The sequence below is a fragment of the Bradyrhizobium sp. 170 genome, assembly GCF_023101085.1.
Taxonomy (GTDB): Bacteria; Pseudomonadota; Alphaproteobacteria; order Rhizobiales; family Xanthobacteraceae; genus Bradyrhizobium.
The window spans coordinates 6,366,186-6,380,294 of record NZ_CP064703.1; the positions used below are offsets into that span (position 1 = coordinate 6,366,186).

Here is a 14,109-nt window from a genome sequence, read left to right on the forward strand (position 1 = left end):
CCTAGTCCAGCTTGATGCCGGCCTCGCGGATCAGTTTGGTCCAGTTGTCGTATTCGGAGGCGACGAAGGCGTCGAGCTTGTCATCAGGCAGATCCCACACCTCCCCGCCGCTCTTCTCGAAACGCTCCTTGAGGTCGGGCAGCGAGGCGCGGATGTCGCGGCGCAGCTTTGCGATCACGTCCGGCGGCGTCTTTGCGGGTGCGAATATCCCGAGCCAGGAATCGACATCGAGGCCGGATACGCCGGCTTCCGACATCGTCGGCACATCGGGCGCCAGCGGGCTGCGTTTGGACGACAGCAGCGCAATGCCCTTCGCCTGCCCGGACTGAACGTAAGGGAGCCCGGCGGCGTTCGAATCGAAAAACAGGTCGATGCGGCCGGCAAGCAGATCGGTGAAGGCCGGCGGCGAACCCTTGTAGGGTATCTCCTGAAATTTTACGCCGGCTGCCTTCATGAACGCAGCCGCCACCAGATGCTGGCCAGTGCCGACACCGGCTGTCGCGACGGAAATCGAGCCCGGGTTCGCCTTTGCGGCGGCGACGATGTCCTGCAGCTTGGCGTGCGGCAAATCCTTGCGGCCGACCATCACGTAACCAAACTTGTAGATCAGCGCGACCGGCACAAAATCCTTGCGGGGATCGTACGCCAGTTTCGAATACAGCGCCGAGTTGAAGGCCATGTTGGAGAGCCCGCCGACCACCAGCGTATAGCCGTCCGGCTCGCTCTGGCTGGCGGCTTGCGTGCCGACAACGGTTCCGGCGCCCGGCTTGTTCTCGACGACGAAGGCCTGCCCCATCCGCTTCGACAGCGCATCTGCAAGCTGCCGCCCGACCAGATCGTAACTGCCGCCGGGGCCGATCGGGACGATAATTTTCACCGCACGGTCGGGATAACTGGATTGTGCGTGCGCTGCGGCAACGCTGCAAAGCACGAGCGCGAGTGTTGTCAGCGAGCGGCTAATTCGGTTCATCTGTTCCCCCGGCGAGAATGGCCGTCGACTGGCTCTTTCGCAGGACTATGCGACACACAGCTTCCGGCCGCAACGCGGGTGTAGCAATCGATCGACCATTACCGTAGCCTTCCGCCAGCGACATAATGTCTGGATCGACATGGCCCGCAGGACCAAACGCCTCTTCACCATCGGCTATGAACAGACGCCGGCGAAGGCGGTGCTCGACGAACTCGAAGCCGCCGGGATCAAGCTGCTGGTGGACGTGCGCGCGGTGGCGTCCTCGCGGCGGCCGGGCTTTTCGAAGAATCAGCTCGCGGCCGGCCTCGACGAACGCGGCATTTCCTATCTGCACCTGAAGGGACTCGGGACGCCGAAGAGCGGCCGTGAGGCGGCGCGCAGCGGCAAGTTCGGCCTGCTGCACAAGATCTATTCGGCGCATCTGAAGACGACGCAGGCGAAGGAGCAACTCGATGAGCTGTCGGCGCTAGTGAACAAGTCGGGGCCGGTCTGCATTCTCTGCTATGAGCGCGATCATGCCCAGTGCCACCGGCAATGGATCGCCGAGATCATCGAGGACCGCGACGGCGTGAAGGTAGAGAACCTGGTCGCGCCGCAGGTGTAAAACGTGGCCCGTAGCCCGGATGGAGCGCAGCGCAATCCGGGAACGGTGCCGCAGGCGGATCGACCTGCCCCGGATTACGCTGCGCTCCATCCGAGCTACGAAGCGACTACCCCTTGCCATCAAGCTTGAAAGTCCCCTCCATCATCTGCACGCAACTCCCGCCGACATGGATGGATGCGACCGAGCCGTTCTGCTTGCGGACGCGCGTCAGCAGCAGGCTGGGCCGGCCCATGTCGACGCCCTGCCCGATCTTCAATTTCAGTTCGCCGTCCTTGATGGCGTCGAGATCGGCCAGCAGCGCCGCGCAGGCGGCCGTCGCGCTGCCGGTTGCCGGGTCTTCGGACAGTCCGCTGGCGGCGGGGTGAAACATCCGCGCCTGCAGCTCGCATGGCTTTTCGCTGGCCGGTACGTCGCGCGTATAGAAGTAGACGGCGTCGCTGCCGTCACACGGGAAGGTTTTTTCGAACGCCGCAGCATCGGGTCTGGCCCGCCGCAGCGCCTCGCGGGAAGTGACTTCGACGGCGAGAAACGCCAGCCCGACCGAGATGATCTGCGGTGGATGACGGTCGGTCTTGACGTCGCCAGGCGACAGCGAGAGGCAGGCGGCGGCCTGTTCGACGGGAAGATGCGACATCCGCTTCAGCGGCTGCGGCGCCGTGAATTCGGTGCTGACGATCGTGCCTTGCTCGGTCACGATCTCGACCGGCACGAGGCCTGCGCCCTCCTCGAACAGCAGCCGCGCCGGTGGCTTCGCCGCCAGCGTCGCCAGCACGAAGGCGGTGCCGACATTCGGGTGGCCTGCAAACGGCAGCTCCCGGTTCACCGTGAAGATGCGCACCTGCGCGTCGTGGGCGGGATCGGCCGGCGGCAGCACGAAGGTCGTCTCCGAATAATTGAACTCGGTGGCGACCGCCTGCATCTGTTCGGTCGACAGTCCGCCGGCGTCGAGCACGACGGCAAGCGGATTGCCGCCGAAGGCGCGGTCGGTGAAGACGTCGACGGTGATGTAACGGCGCTGCATACGCGGCTCCTTATTCTCAACTACATGGGGCATAAACCGTGAAGACGACTTCAAGCCCAGCGTCGGCAAGCGCCGACACCGTCTCCTGCGAGATAGCAAAGGCGGACGAATGCGGTTCAACGCCTGCCTGTATGCCGACGTTGAGACTTCGCAACTCGCACTGTCCCCAAATCGTCTTCGCTTCGGGCGGCAACGAATTTACCAACTCAACGAGCCTTGCAGTGGTCTCCTCAAGCGATGAATAGTTCTCATTCAACTCGACGGATGCAGTTTGTGCAGATTGGTTCAGCACGATCACGGAAGACGCCATGGCGTCGAGGATCGCTTGCAATCCAGCCTGCACACGAATGTCGAGATCAACGTTGAGAAACTCGGTAACCGACTTGTCCTTGGATGACATGCGAAATTCCTGAATGCTCGGGGTAGGCCCTATCCCAACCGCCACACGGCCATCGGCCGTTCATAGCCCCTGACCTCGACCTCGCCGAGCGAGACGGCATCGCCGCAGGCTTCGCCGAGCGCGTCGCGAACCGCTTCCGAGATCAGGAACTGCGAGTTGAAATCCTTGTTGAGCGCTTCGAGCCGCGAGGCGAAGTTCACGGTGTCGCCGATCACGGTGTATTCCTTGCGCCGCGGCGAACCGACATTGCCGGCGACCACCTCGCCGATGTGGATACCGATGCCGATACGCAAGGGCCAGCTCGTCGCTTCATTGATGCGTGCATTCGCTTCCAGCATTTCGCGCGCCGCTGCGACCGCACGGTGTGCCGGGTCCGGCGCATGGAGGGGCGCTCCGAACAACGCCAGGAATCCGTCGCCTAAAAACTTGTTCACGATGCCGCCGTGGCGGTCGAGAATTTCGACCAGCACGGCGAAGGCGCCATCGAGCCGGTCCACCACTTCCTGCGGCGTGCGGGTGCGGGCGCCGGCAGTAAAACTGCGGAAATCGACGAACATGACGGCGACGCGGCGGATGTCGCTGTCGGTTTTCGTGCCCTCGGCCATCAGGCGTTCTACCACCTGCGGCGAAACGTGCTGGCCGAACAGGTTGGTGATGCGGTCGCGCGCGGTTGCCGCCTTGATGCTTGCCTCGAACTGCCGTCGCAATTGATGCCCGACCGCTCCTGCGAGCACGCCGCAGATCAGCAGGATCAGGCTGCGCGCGGCGTGATAATAGAGGGGCTCCCCATTGGCCCCGACAGCGGGATGGTAGAACATCGCCATGCAGAACAGCTGCACGGCGGCGACGGCGCCGGTGAAGGTCGAGAGCCAGAAATCCAGCCGCAGCGTGGAGAGGATGATGAAGATGAAGTAGATCATCGGCGTCACGAAGCCGAGCGCGGCCACCGATCCCATGCTGTTGATGTGCAGCGCCAGCGCGACCGTCGGCATCGAGGTTTCGATCAGCGCGCCGATATAGCGCCGGACCACCGGGAGGTCGCGGCCCCGCTGCATATGGCGGGTGATCTGGCTATGCACCCACAGCTCGAACAGGATGAACGGCCCGATGATCGAATAGAGGTATTCCGGCTTCAGATTGCCGTGCCAGACGCGGCTCACCGCCTCGGCTGCGAAGAAGTAGACGGTGCACAGGATGATGGCGAGCAGCGCGGTGGTTGCGATCAGGGCCTTGATGCGCAGGAGTTCGGTCGTCATCACTTCCTGCATCAGCGCGCGCTGGAAGTCGGCCGACACCCCTGTGTCTTGGTCTTTAGTTTTCTCGCCCCAGAACCCTGCCATCACCTCACCTGTCGCCGGCATCCCGTCTGTCGCCCTCGCTGCGTTTCCGTTTCCGTCGTCATTGCGAGCGAAGCGAAGCAATCCATTTCACCGCTTGCAGAGATATGGATTGCTTCGTCGCTTCGCTCCCTTGCGCAAACGCTTCGCGTTTGTCGCAGGCAATGACGGCCGCACCACCTTCTTCGGGAACGCATCCACATTTATAACCTCAATCAAGCGTACGACGGAAGCGCGTCACGGCGATCGTCATCGCCACCAGCATCAGTGCAATGAGTGCAATCGCATCGTATTGCAGGTTCTGGATGGTCGCGCCCTTCAGCATGATGGCGCGGACGATGCGGACGTAGTGCGTCAGCGGCAGGCCCTCGCCGAGATACTGCGCCCAGACCGGCATGCCCGCGAACGGAAACATGAACCCGGACAGCAGAATGCTGGGGAGGAAGAACATCATCGACAGCTGCACCGCCTGCAACTGGTTCTGCACGATGGTCGAAAACGTGTAGCCGATCGACAGATTAGTGGTGATGAACAACGTCGTCAGCAGCGCCAGCATCAGCACGCTGCCGAGGATCGGTACCCCGAACAGGCCTACTCCGATGCCGATGATCAGCGTGGCCTGGATGAATCCAACCAGCACGTAGGGAATGATCTTGCCGAACATGATTTCCACAGGCCTGATCGGCATCGAGAGCAGGCTTTCCATGGTGCCGCGCTCGATCTCGCGCGTCACCGACAGCGCGGTGAAGATCAGCATGGTCATGGTCAGGATGGTGCCGACCAGACCCGGCACGATGTTGAGCCGCGACTCGGCAGCCGGATTATAGCGGGCATGCGCCCTGATCTCGAATGGCAGCGAGGACGGATCGCCGATGTGGAGGTCGTGCGCGAGTGCGGTCTGCACCACTACGCCGAGCGTGCCGAGCGCAGAGCCTGCCGCAACCGGATCGGTAGCGTCGGCTGCAACAAGCAGCGCCGGGCGGTCGCCGCGCCGCACCGCACGCTCGAAACCGCGCGGGATCTCGACCCCGAACAGCACCTTGCCGGACTGCAGGAGATCGTCAAATTCGGCGACAGTACGCACTTCGCGGGTGAAGCGGAAGTAGCTCGTATTCTCAAGCGCCTTCAGCACGGAGCGCGCCAGATCGCTATCCTCCTGTATCAACACCGCGGTCGGCAGGTGGCGCGGCGTGGTGTTGATGGCAAAGCCGAACAGCACGAGCTGCATCACCGGGATCATCACGATCATCGCGAACGAGACGCGGTCCCGGCGGAGCTGGATGAATTCCTTGACCAGCATCGCAAAGCTACGCCGCCAGAAGCCGAAGCGCGGCTCCGGAACGTCGCGATTCTGATTGGTCGTCTCTATTGCACTCATTGGAAATTGTCCTTTGAGCGGGTCATGAGATCGATGAACACGTCTTCCAGCGAAGGCTCGCTATCCTGCCACTGCCATCCCTTCGTATCGCGATAGGGAGCGATGGTCGCTTCAAGCGCGGATTTGTCGCGCCCCGAGACGTGCAGGCTGGTGCCGAACGGCGCCACCATGTCGATACCGGGCTTGCCTGCGAGTTCGGCCGCAAGCCCGTTGAGGTCGTCGCCGGAGACCGTCCAGGTCGACAACGCCGATTTCGCGATCACCTCGTCCACCGTGCCGTGCGCGAGCAGATGACCATAGGCGATATAGGCGATCTCGTGACAGCGCTCGGCCTCGTCCATGTAATGGGTCGAGACCAGCACCGTCAGCCCGTCGGCGGCGAGCGCGTGGATCTCGTTCCAGAAATCGCGCCGCGCCTTGGGATCGACGCCGGCGGTCGGCTCGTCCAGCAGCAGCAATTGCGGATTGGGCAGCGTGCAGGCGCCGAGCGCCAGCCGCTGCTTCCAGCCGCCGGAAAGCTCGCCGGCGAGCTGCTCCTCGCGGCCGTTCAGGCCGATGCGCTGGATCATCTCGCGTGCCACGCCCCGCGCATCGCGCAGGCCGTAAAGCCGCGCGACGAATTCGAGGTTCTCGCGCACCGAGAGATCCTGATACAGGCTGAAGCGCTGCGTCATGTAACCGACCTGGCGCTTGATCTTGTCGGCGTCGCGGCGGATGTCGTAGCCGAGGCAGGTGCCCTCGCCGGCGTCAGGCGTCAGCAGCCCGCACAGCATGCGGATGGTGGTGGTCTTGCCGGAGCCGTTGGGGCCAAGGAAGCCGTAGATCGAGCCGCGCTTCACCTGCATCGAAAGGTCATGCACGACCTCGCGGCCGCCGAACGATTTTGACAGGCCCTCGACGTTGATGGCGATGTCGGGGCCTGATGCGGGAGCCGAGTTCATCGCTTGTCCGCCATTGGCGTTCGAGGATTGAGAAACACGCTGATCGGCTGGCCGACGCGCAGCACATCAGGCCGGCTCGGCCGCGCCTGGATCAAATAGACCAGCTTGTTGCGCTCATCGAGGCTGTAGATCACCGGCGGGGTGTATTCGGCCGTGGTCGCGATGAAATAGATCTTCGCCGTAAGGTCGGCCGCGCAATTATCGCAGGTCACCCGCACCTCGTCGCCGATCGCAAGCTTCGGCAGTTCCGTTTCGGCTACGAAGAAGCGCAGCTTCATGTTGCCGGGCGGCATGATCGACAACACCGGCCGCTGCGCCGGCACCATTTCGCCTTCGCGGAAGTAGATCTGCTGGATGGTGCCGCCGACCGGCGCAAAGCCGCTGCGCCGCGCCAACCTTGTCTGCGAGGTGTTGACGCGGGCTTCGGCGACGCGCAGCGCCGAAGTCGCAGAATCGAGATTGGCCTGCGTGCCGGAACCGGTCTTGCTCAGCGACGACGCGCGGTCAAAGGTCTGCTGCGCGTTGGCGAGCGTGGCCTTGTTCTGATTGAGGTCTGCCTGCTGCAGATCGTCGTCGACCGTATAGAGCTGCATGCCGGGCTTCACCTCGTCGCCCTCGCGCACGGTGAGCTTGGTGACGCGGCCGGTCTCGTCGGGACTGACGAAGATCATGTCGGCCTCGACCCAGCCCTGGAAGCCCGGGTCCTTCCGCTCCTTGCAGCCCGTGAGCACCGCGGCGAGCGCCAGCGCGGCCACAATTGCCGTCATTCGCGACGAGGTCATGTCGTCCTCCGTTCGCCAAAAATCAGATCGAGATGCACCCGAAACATTTCGAGGGCGTCCAGTGGCGCATGTCTGCTGAAAAGGCTCTGCCAGATCACGGCGATCAGCGCGGGCGCCACCATGATTTGCGGAAATCGCGCCAGGTTTTTCTGTTTGATCTCGCCGCGCGCAATCCCGAGTTCGATCAGCGCGCGCATGCCGGCGAGGCCTCGTGACACCACTTCGCGGTAATAGAAGTCGGCGACCGCGGGAAATCGCGGTCCTTCGGCGACGATCAGCCGCACGAGGTCGCCGCGCCGTGTGGTCGCCACCTCCTCGATGAAGGTTTTGGCAAACCCTTCCACCATGTCGCGCACCGATGCGCCGGGCTGCGGTGGCGTGCCCCAAAGACGGTTGATCATCGGCACGATGGCGGTCCGGATCAGTTCCTCGAACATCGATTCCTTGTCCTTGAAGTGCAGATAGATCGTGCCCTTGGCGACGCCGGCCCGCTTGGCGACGTCGTCCAGCCGCGTCGCCGCAAACCCGCGCGCAATGAACTCGTCCATCGCCGCCTCGATAATGGCCCCGCGCCGCTCGGCCGCGCGTTCGGCGCGGTTGGAGGCAAGTTTGGGCGACGTCGGAGCGGCCGGCGCCTTCTCCCCGGCCCGGCGATTGGCGGGTTTCGGGGCGGATTTCCGGGGTTTCCTGGCGGGTTCATTTGTCATGCTCGCAATATGACTGACTAGTCAGTCACTGTCAATTTGGATCTGGAAATGGCCTTTCACATGGGCGTGACTGGCGTTGGTGAACTCCATTGCTGCCGGCCCTTGAGGATTTTGCGTGTCGCCAGCGGGCCGTCATATCCCACACATGCGGGGGTATCCGGCACACCGCGGCCTATCCCCGTCATTGCGAGCGCAGCGAAGCAAAGAGATGGATTGCTTCGCTGCGCTCGCAATGACGATGGATGCAGTTTCGCATTCTCGCGGCGCACGGCGCCCGAGGTTTGCAGGGACCTTGTTCCTCCCCCGACAACGAGGGAGCAGGGAATGCCGGGTGCTTGCTGCACCCGCGGTCTCGTGTGCAATGGTGTAAAGAGTTGCGCACACGAGCATACAGGTACAGCCGGAGCACTCCGGCATCCCCTGCGCAATGGGTTGACGGCTTATGCCGCGCTCTCCCTGGAGACGAATTCGTCTTGCCTCCATCGCTGCCGGCTTGATGGCTAAATCGATCCGGTTGGATCGAAGTCGCCACCGGCAGCTTGGCACCAGCCACGGGTGTCGGGACCACACGGTTTTGCCGTACGCATCGGCGTCGTACGTCCTGCGCGACGTGCTCCACTCACAGGATAGACCTGCCCTGCGGCCACTCTTCGCGCCGACGCCATCGCGTCCACCGCATCCCGCCTCGCGTTCGTGACGATCGCGATACGCCCCTCTTGTCGAGACGGGACGCGCGGAAATAGCCACTGATTTGGGGTCAATTAGAAGCAGGAAATTTTTGCAAGACAGGCTGGACGACCCAAATCAGATTGAATCTGTTCAGCAAATTAGATTTCTCGCGCACAGCTTTTCCAACGGGGTTGCCGGCGCTCGTGAGCGTATCACAGCCAGGACGTCGCCCGAGGCCTCGCCCCCAAAGCGTTGTCCGCGTCAGGATGACGTGATTGACTAAGTTATGGGGCGTTAGCCTGCCGAAATAGTCGGCGTGTTGAAGTCGAGCGAGGCGCAGATGGATATTCGAGCCAGGCTAATAGAGATATGTGATGCGTTTAATGCACACGATCTGGATCGGATCATGAGTTTCTTTGCCGATGATTGCGTTTTGGAGATGCCAAGGGGGAATAAACCGTATGGCTCCCGGTTTGAGGGCAGGCAGAATGTGCGGCAAGGGCTGGCTGCGCGTTTTGAAGGACTGCCCGACGTCCATTACGGGAACGCCGAGCATTTTGTGGATTCGGAATCTCAAACCGGCATTTCGAAATGGTGCCTCACCGGCACTGGTCGGGATGGCAAGAAGCTGGAAGTCCGGGGTTGCGACTTCTACAGCTTCCGCGACGGCATAGTGGTTCGAAAAGACTCATATTGGAAACTCGTCGAGTGAACCCGGGATGGCCGGTTGATGTGTCACCCGTAATCTCTAACCGGATATGACGCGGAAGTGCAGAATCGACACAAATGATACCGTTCGGGATCTTGCGCTCCCTGGCCCCTTACATATCGTCAACCACTCGGCCGTATCTGCGAAAGCGTCATCGTGCGTTAACGATGCGCGCAAGGGTCTTCTTAAGGGGCGCGGCCGGATAATGGTTTCAGCCATTGTCGCAAGAGCTCTCCATGGATCGCCCGCGCCCCTCCGTCATCACTGCGCTCTTTTGGGCTTACTGGGATTTGGGCCATGTGCTGCGAAAGGCCTGGCGCCCGGCCCTGTTCGCCTTTCTGGTGCTGTCGTTTGGGGGCTTTGCGGCGTTGGTTGTGCCGCTGCGGCTGACCTATGATCCGGCAGGACAAGCGGTGATGCGGCTGGCCATCCTGATTGGACTTTGTTTTCTGCTGACGCCGTTTTTCCTGGCGGTCCACCGGCTTCTGCTCCTCGGCGAGGAGGCAACGCGATACGATTTCAAACCGTCGAGCCCGCGCTTTCAGTTGTTCTTCGGCTGGCTCGCCGTGGGCGTTGTTCTCTTGAGTTTTCCATCGACTCTCGCTGCTTTCGCGGAGGCGAAGGGCCCTGTCTATTACTTTGGTCCATCTCCTCCCGATCTTGATCTCAAGATCGTAACGGTTGCGCGTATTGTCGCGTTGGCAATGGTCACGCAGCTTGTCGTGCTTTTTCCGGCAGTGGCTGTCGATGCGCCCGGAGCCGGCTGGCAAAATGCGTTCAGCGATTCACGCAATCACATCTGGTTTGTGCTTGCGGTAACGATCCTGCCGTTCATTCCAATCGGAATGCTCGCCGTCGCGGTCGCCCCCCTGTTCCGGTTCTCGCCGGGGACCCTGGCCGGAATGGTCGCAGGCCTGGCGTGGTTCGGCGCAATGATGCTTGCTGTATCGACACTCGGGGCTGTGATCGCATCACGTCTCTACCAGATCATCGGCGATCGGCTGAACACGCCCTTGCGCTAAGGGCTGGGGTTGCGCCGAGCGCTCGTGTCCGGCGTCAGCCCTTGGATTTTTCAACGGTCAGCACCAAACGTTCACGGCTTCGATGCCCATCCGACCAAAGCCCAATAGTGTGGAAGATATGCCGGCCGGTATTGTCATAAGCTGCCGACGAAAGCCTTTACCCGGTGAAACCAGAAGAGGGTCATCGCATGAGCCCAGACGCCGTTGCCTTAGCCGCCATTGTCATCCTGATTTTTCCGATGGGTTACTTTTTTCTGGCGGCGCCCGCCTTTCTGCTGGTGAAGCTCGACATTCCACCCGTCACCCAGCTGTTGCGCGGCATGTTCAGTATCCATTTTCTGATGATGAGCGTTGCCGGTGTCATCGGGACGGTGGTCTTTGCCGTGACGGGCCGGCCGGTTTTCGCCATTGGCATCGGCTTGCTCGCGGCTTTCGCGGTCTGGGGGCGCCGCTGGTTTCTGCGACAGTGGGATGCCCAGCTCAGCGCCAGGGATGCCGGCGATGCCGATGCGGTGCGCCGGCTGCGGCGGCTGCATTGGGGCGGCATGCTGGCCAACGCGATGCAGCTTGCCGCGATCGTGGGCAGCTTTCCTTATGTTGCGGCCACGGCCACTTGATCAAGTTCGCGCAACAAGCAGGTAGCCCGCATGAGCGAAGCGAGATGCGGGGCCTGGACCCGGATGTCGCTTCGCTCATCCGGGCTACGTTCTCTTCCGGTCCCAATGAGCGCACTCAGCCCTTGCGCATTTTGCTTAGCAGGAAGTTGTCGTAATAGTTTTCCGCGATCTGCGTGTAGAACAGCACTTCCTTCATATACGCGTCGTGGCTCTCTTTGGTCTTCTTGAACAGCGGGCTCTTCTCGGCAATCTCGTTCAGATGGTCTTGCGTGGCTTTGTAGCAGGCCTCCATGACCGGTTGCGGGAACGCGCGCAGCTCCGTCCCGCCAGCGACAAGCCGCTTCAGGGCGGCGGGATTTACGCTGTCGTACTTTTCGATCATCCACGCGCCTGCGGCCGAGCCTGCCTGGTTGAGGACCGCCTGGTATTGCTTGGGCAACGCATTCCACTTCTCTTCGTTGACGATCATGTGCAGCATGGCGCCGCCTTCCCACCAGCCGGGGAAGTAGTAGTATTTCGCCACCTTGTAGAAACCGAGCTTCTCGTCGTCATAGGGGCCGACGAACTCCGCGGCATCGATCGATCCCTTCTCCAGCGCCGAATAGACCTCACCGCCCGCGATCTGCTGCGGCACGATGCCCAACTTGGCCAGCACATGGCCGCCCATGCCCGCGATGCGGAATTTGAGGCCGTTGAGATCATCTGGTGTCTTGATCTCCTTGCGGAACCAGCCGCCCATTTGCGTGCCGGAGTTGCCGCACAGGATCGCATGCGTCTTGAAAGGTTTCAGCGCTTCATTGCAGAGTTCGGCGCCGCCGCCGAACGACCACCAGGAATGCTGGTGGCGATGGTTCATGCCGAACGGCGCGCCCGTCGCATAGGTAAGCGCCGGCTCCTTGCCGATGTAGAAGTAGAGCGGCGTTTGCGCCATCTCGACGGTCGCGGAGCTCACGGCATCGAGCGCCTGCAGACCGGGCACGATCTCGCCCGCCGCAAAGGTCTGGATCTGAAACTTGTTGTCGGTGGCGTCAGCCACATATTTCGCAAAGGTCTGCGCCGTGCCGAAGATGGTGTCGAGCGATTTTGGAAAGCTCGAGGTCAGGCGCCACTTGATCTCGGGCGCACCTTGCGCGATCGCAGGCGCCGCAATCAGCGTCGTCGCGCCGGCCACGGCGCCGCCTTTGAGGAATGTACGGCGTTTCATGATGGGTCACTCCCTTGAATTGCGGGTCCATTGGCTGGGGCAAAGCCCTTCCGGGACCATTTGGCCCTCATCATAACGAACTTCGAGACGTGCGTGGAAGCGCGAAACTGGCCAATTAGTGCACTGCAGCCTTGCTACCTGCTCCCATTGCGCGCCGCCACAACCCTCGATGGCACATCGTCTCAGGCACGTTATCGGACTTGAAACCGCCCGGATAGGACCCGCATTATTTGCCCGGGGGTGCCGTATCCAGAGCGCCTCTCTTGGGAGGATACAGATGAAAGCATTCATATTGGGTGCGGCGATGACGCTTGCGTTTTCCGCCGCCGCCTACGCGCAGGCACCGACCTGGACCGTTCCGGAGGAAAGCCAGCGCTGCCCCTCGAAATGGGGCGCGGCCGACGAGCGCGGTTCGGGCAATCATCAGAAGCCCGCGGCCGTGATGAACGCCGCGAAGCTGATCAAGACCGGCGAGGTGATCGAGCTCGCGCACGTGCTCGGCCCCAGCATGGCGTTCTTCGGAACGCGGCGCTTCGACATGCACGCCAAGCGCACGTTCATGAACCAGTTCTCCAACATGCGCGGTTCGAACGAAGAGCTCATCATCACCGAGCTCGGCCAGGTCGGCACCCAGTTCGACGGCTTTGCGCACCAGACCCATCTCAACAGCTGGTACAATTGCCAGAAGGTCGACGAGAACGTCGATCGCACCGGCTTCAAGAAGTTCGGTATCCATAATGTCGGCACGCTGTTCACGCGCGGCGTCCTGATCGACGTTGCCGCCTTCAAGGGCGTCGAGATGCTGGGCGACAATTACGAAATCACGGTGGACGATCTGGAGGGCGCCCTGAAGAAGCAGAACCTGACGCTGCAGCCCGGCGACGCCGTCATCATCCATACCGGCTGGGGCAAGCTCTACGGCAAGGACAACCCGCGCTACGTGAAATCCTGCCCGGGCATCGGCGTGCCGGCCGCGCTCTGGCTTGCCGCAAAGGACCCGATGCTGCTCGGCGCCGACAACTGGCCGGTCGAGGTCGCGCCCAACCCCGACAAGCAATTGTCGCTTCCGGTGCACCAGGTCGCGCTCGTGGTGAACGGCATCCATCTGCTGGAGAACCTCAAGCTCGATGAGCTCGCGCAAAAGGGCGTCGGCGAATTCGCCTTCGTGATGCAGCCGCTCAAGATTCAAGGCGGCTCGGGCTCGACGGTGTCGCCGATCGCGGTGCGGTAGCGACGGTTCTTCGATTTCGGCAAGGCTTGGTGCTGTCTGATATCGCAGACCACGATCACGCCCGGGCGCAGCGTGACGTCCGCTCTGGAAACGAGCGGACGTCGCGTGACCGTTGCGCGTGTCCGTTCCAGAGCCGAAGTGGACTTCACATCATGTGGCCCTCGCCCATCATAACTAAGTCGTCGGAACTCGGATGAGGGCATGGAGTTGGCTCACAGTCGGATCAAACGCCACAGCGGAGGCGGTAAACCCAGATTGCCCCGCTGACATTCCAACGGAGCTTCGCCATGCCAAACACCGAAATGAAGGATCACGTTTACAAGATCCTGGACCTCGTCGGATCCTCCGAGAAAAGCATCGAAGACGCCATTCAGAACGCGATCACCCGCGCATCAAAGACCGTTCGCTCCATGAAATGGTTCGAGGTGGTGCAAACGAGAGGCCACATCGAGGATGGAGCCGTGCGCCACTACCAGGTCACCTTGCGGGTTGGATTTACCCTGGAGGGGTAATTCCC

Annotated in this window: 15 protein-coding genes; 6 read left to right on the forward strand and 9 right to left on the reverse strand. The window is 61.9% G+C overall.

Annotated elements, in window-relative coordinates; all coding sequences use genetic code 11:
- Position 1 precedes the first annotated feature (1 nt).
- Complete coding sequence (locus IVB05_RS29730) at positions 2–970, reverse strand: tripartite tricarboxylate transporter substrate binding protein (protein WP_247779522.1); 969 nt, start codon at positions 968–970, stop codon at positions 2–4.
- Between the two features lie 139 nt (positions 971–1,109).
- Here IVB05_RS29730 and IVB05_RS29735 point away from each other — a divergent pair, with 139 nt between their 5' ends.
- A complete protein-coding gene (locus tag IVB05_RS29735) occupies positions 1,110–1,574 on the forward strand; it encodes a DUF488 domain-containing protein (RefSeq protein ID WP_247779524.1) in 465 nt (154 codons plus the stop codon).
- A gap of 106 nt (positions 1,575–1,680) precedes the next feature.
- On the opposite strand, the gene IVB05_RS29740 is transcribed toward IVB05_RS29735, so the two are convergent.
- The 7 genes from IVB05_RS29740 to IVB05_RS29770 all read right to left on the reverse strand — a co-directional run bounded on the left by IVB05_RS29740 (position 1,681) and on the right by IVB05_RS29770 (position 8,140).
- Positions 1,681–2,595: a PhzF family phenazine biosynthesis protein gene (locus IVB05_RS29740; RefSeq protein WP_247779526.1), complete on the reverse strand. Its 915-nt coding sequence runs from the start codon at positions 2,593–2,595 to the stop codon at positions 1,681–1,683.
- Between the two features lie 16 nt (positions 2,596–2,611).
- Positions 2,612–2,995: a hypothetical protein gene (locus IVB05_RS29745; protein ID WP_247779528.1), complete on the reverse strand. Its 384-nt coding sequence runs from the start codon at positions 2,993–2,995 to the stop codon at positions 2,612–2,614.
- Positions 2,996–3,024: 29 nt separating this feature from the next.
- Positions 3,025–4,335 (reverse strand): adenylate/guanylate cyclase domain-containing protein, encoded by a 1,311-nt coding sequence (locus IVB05_RS29750; RefSeq protein WP_247787093.1) that lies wholly within the window; start codon positions 4,333–4,335, stop codon positions 3,025–3,027.
- A gap of 208 nt (positions 4,336–4,543) precedes the next feature.
- A complete protein-coding gene (locus IVB05_RS29755; RefSeq protein WP_247779530.1) occupies positions 4,544–5,710 on the reverse strand; it encodes an ABC transporter permease in 1,167 nt (388 codons plus the stop codon).
- Positions 5,707–6,651, reverse strand: a complete 945-nt coding sequence (locus IVB05_RS29760; protein WP_247779532.1) for an ABC transporter ATP-binding protein — start codon at positions 6,649–6,651, stop codon at positions 5,707–5,709. The genes IVB05_RS29755 and IVB05_RS29760 overlap by 4 nt, the downstream gene beginning before the upstream one ends.
- Entirely contained in the window at positions 6,648–7,418 is a 771-nt protein-coding gene (locus IVB05_RS29765) for an efflux RND transporter periplasmic adaptor subunit (RefSeq protein WP_247787096.1), read from the reverse strand. The genes IVB05_RS29760 and IVB05_RS29765 overlap by 4 nt, the downstream gene beginning before the upstream one ends.
- 11 nt (positions 7,419–7,429) lie before the next feature.
- Positions 7,430–8,140, reverse strand: coding sequence for a TetR/AcrR family transcriptional regulator (locus tag IVB05_RS29770; protein ID WP_247779534.1), 711 nt, complete (start codon positions 8,138–8,140; stop codon positions 7,430–7,432).
- 1,009 nt (positions 8,141–9,149) lie between these two features.
- Between IVB05_RS29770 and IVB05_RS29775 the strand changes: the two genes are divergently transcribed.
- From IVB05_RS29775 to IVB05_RS29785, 3 genes are all read left to right on the forward strand, one after another.
- The gene (locus IVB05_RS29775; protein WP_247779536.1) at positions 9,150–9,521 is read left to right on the forward strand and encodes a nuclear transport factor 2 family protein; all 372 of its coding nucleotides are present in this window, start codon (positions 9,150–9,152) and stop codon (positions 9,519–9,521) included.
- A 233-nt stretch (positions 9,522–9,754) separates the two neighbouring features.
- Entirely contained in the window at positions 9,755–10,540 is a 786-nt protein-coding gene (locus IVB05_RS29780) for a hypothetical protein (protein ID WP_247779538.1), read from the forward strand.
- Positions 10,541–10,728: 188 nt separating this feature from the next.
- Positions 10,729–11,157, forward strand: coding sequence for a hypothetical protein (locus IVB05_RS29785; RefSeq protein WP_247779540.1), 429 nt, complete (start codon positions 10,729–10,731; stop codon positions 11,155–11,157).
- A gap of 115 nt (positions 11,158–11,272) precedes the next feature.
- Here the strand turns inward: IVB05_RS29785 and IVB05_RS29790 are convergent, their stop codons facing one another.
- Complete coding sequence (locus tag IVB05_RS29790; RefSeq protein WP_247779542.1) at positions 11,273–12,361, reverse strand: substrate-binding domain-containing protein; 1,089 nt, start codon at positions 12,359–12,361, stop codon at positions 11,273–11,275.
- A 277-nt stretch (positions 12,362–12,638) separates the two neighbouring features.
- Here IVB05_RS29790 and IVB05_RS29795 point away from each other — a divergent pair, with 277 nt between their 5' ends.
- Entirely contained in the window at positions 12,639–13,592 is a 954-nt protein-coding gene (locus IVB05_RS29795) for a cyclase family protein (protein ID WP_247779544.1), read from the forward strand.
- A 287-nt stretch (positions 13,593–13,879) separates the two neighbouring features.
- Entirely contained in the window at positions 13,880–14,104 is a 225-nt protein-coding gene (locus IVB05_RS29800; RefSeq protein ID WP_247779545.1) for a dodecin, read from the forward strand.
- The last annotated feature ends 5 nt before the right edge of the window (positions 14,105–14,109 follow it).

What these genes read in the sequence shown, in the direction of transcription:
- IVB05_RS29730 (WP_247779522.1), bottom strand. Translation starts at nt 970, where the DNA reads ATGAACCGAATTAGCCGCTCGCTGACAACACTCGCGCTCGTGCTTTGC.
- IVB05_RS29735 (WP_247779524.1), top strand. Translation starts at nt 1,110, where the DNA reads ATGGCCCGCAGGACCAAACGCCTCTTCACCATCGGCTATGAACAGACG.
- IVB05_RS29740 (WP_247779526.1), bottom strand. Translation starts at nt 2,595, where the DNA reads ATGCAGCGCCGTTACATCACCGTCGACGTCTTCACCGACCGCGCCTTC.
- IVB05_RS29745 (WP_247779528.1), bottom strand. Translation starts at nt 2,995, where the DNA reads ATGTCATCCAAGGACAAGTCGGTTACCGAGTTTCTCAACGTTGATCTC.
- IVB05_RS29750 (WP_247787093.1), bottom strand. Translation starts at nt 4,335, where the DNA reads ATGGCAGGGTTCTGGGGCGAGAAAACTAAAGACCAAGACACAGGGGTG.
- IVB05_RS29755 (WP_247779530.1), bottom strand. Translation starts at nt 5,710, where the DNA reads ATGAGTGCAATAGAGACGACCAATCAGAATCGCGACGTTCCGGAGCCG.
- IVB05_RS29760 (WP_247779532.1), bottom strand. Translation starts at nt 6,651, where the DNA reads ATGAACTCGGCTCCCGCATCAGGCCCCGACATCGCCATCAACGTCGAG.
- IVB05_RS29765 (WP_247787096.1), bottom strand. Translation starts at nt 7,418, where the DNA reads ATGACGGCAATTGTGGCCGCGCTGGCGCTCGCCGCGGTGCTCACGGGC.
- IVB05_RS29770 (WP_247779534.1), bottom strand. Translation starts at nt 8,140, where the DNA reads ATGACAAATGAACCCGCCAGGAAACCCCGGAAATCCGCCCCGAAACCC.
- IVB05_RS29775 (WP_247779536.1), top strand. Translation starts at nt 9,150, where the DNA reads ATGGATATTCGAGCCAGGCTAATAGAGATATGTGATGCGTTTAATGCA.
- IVB05_RS29780 (WP_247779538.1), top strand. Translation starts at nt 9,755, where the DNA reads ATGGATCGCCCGCGCCCCTCCGTCATCACTGCGCTCTTTTGGGCTTAC.
- IVB05_RS29785 (WP_247779540.1), top strand. Translation starts at nt 10,729, where the DNA reads ATGAGCCCAGACGCCGTTGCCTTAGCCGCCATTGTCATCCTGATTTTT.
- IVB05_RS29790 (WP_247779542.1), bottom strand. Translation starts at nt 12,361, where the DNA reads ATGAAACGCCGTACATTCCTCAAAGGCGGCGCCGTGGCCGGCGCGACG.
- IVB05_RS29795 (WP_247779544.1), top strand. Translation starts at nt 12,639, where the DNA reads ATGAAAGCATTCATATTGGGTGCGGCGATGACGCTTGCGTTTTCCGCC.
- IVB05_RS29800 (WP_247779545.1), top strand. Translation starts at nt 13,880, where the DNA reads ATGCCAAACACCGAAATGAAGGATCACGTTTACAAGATCCTGGACCTC.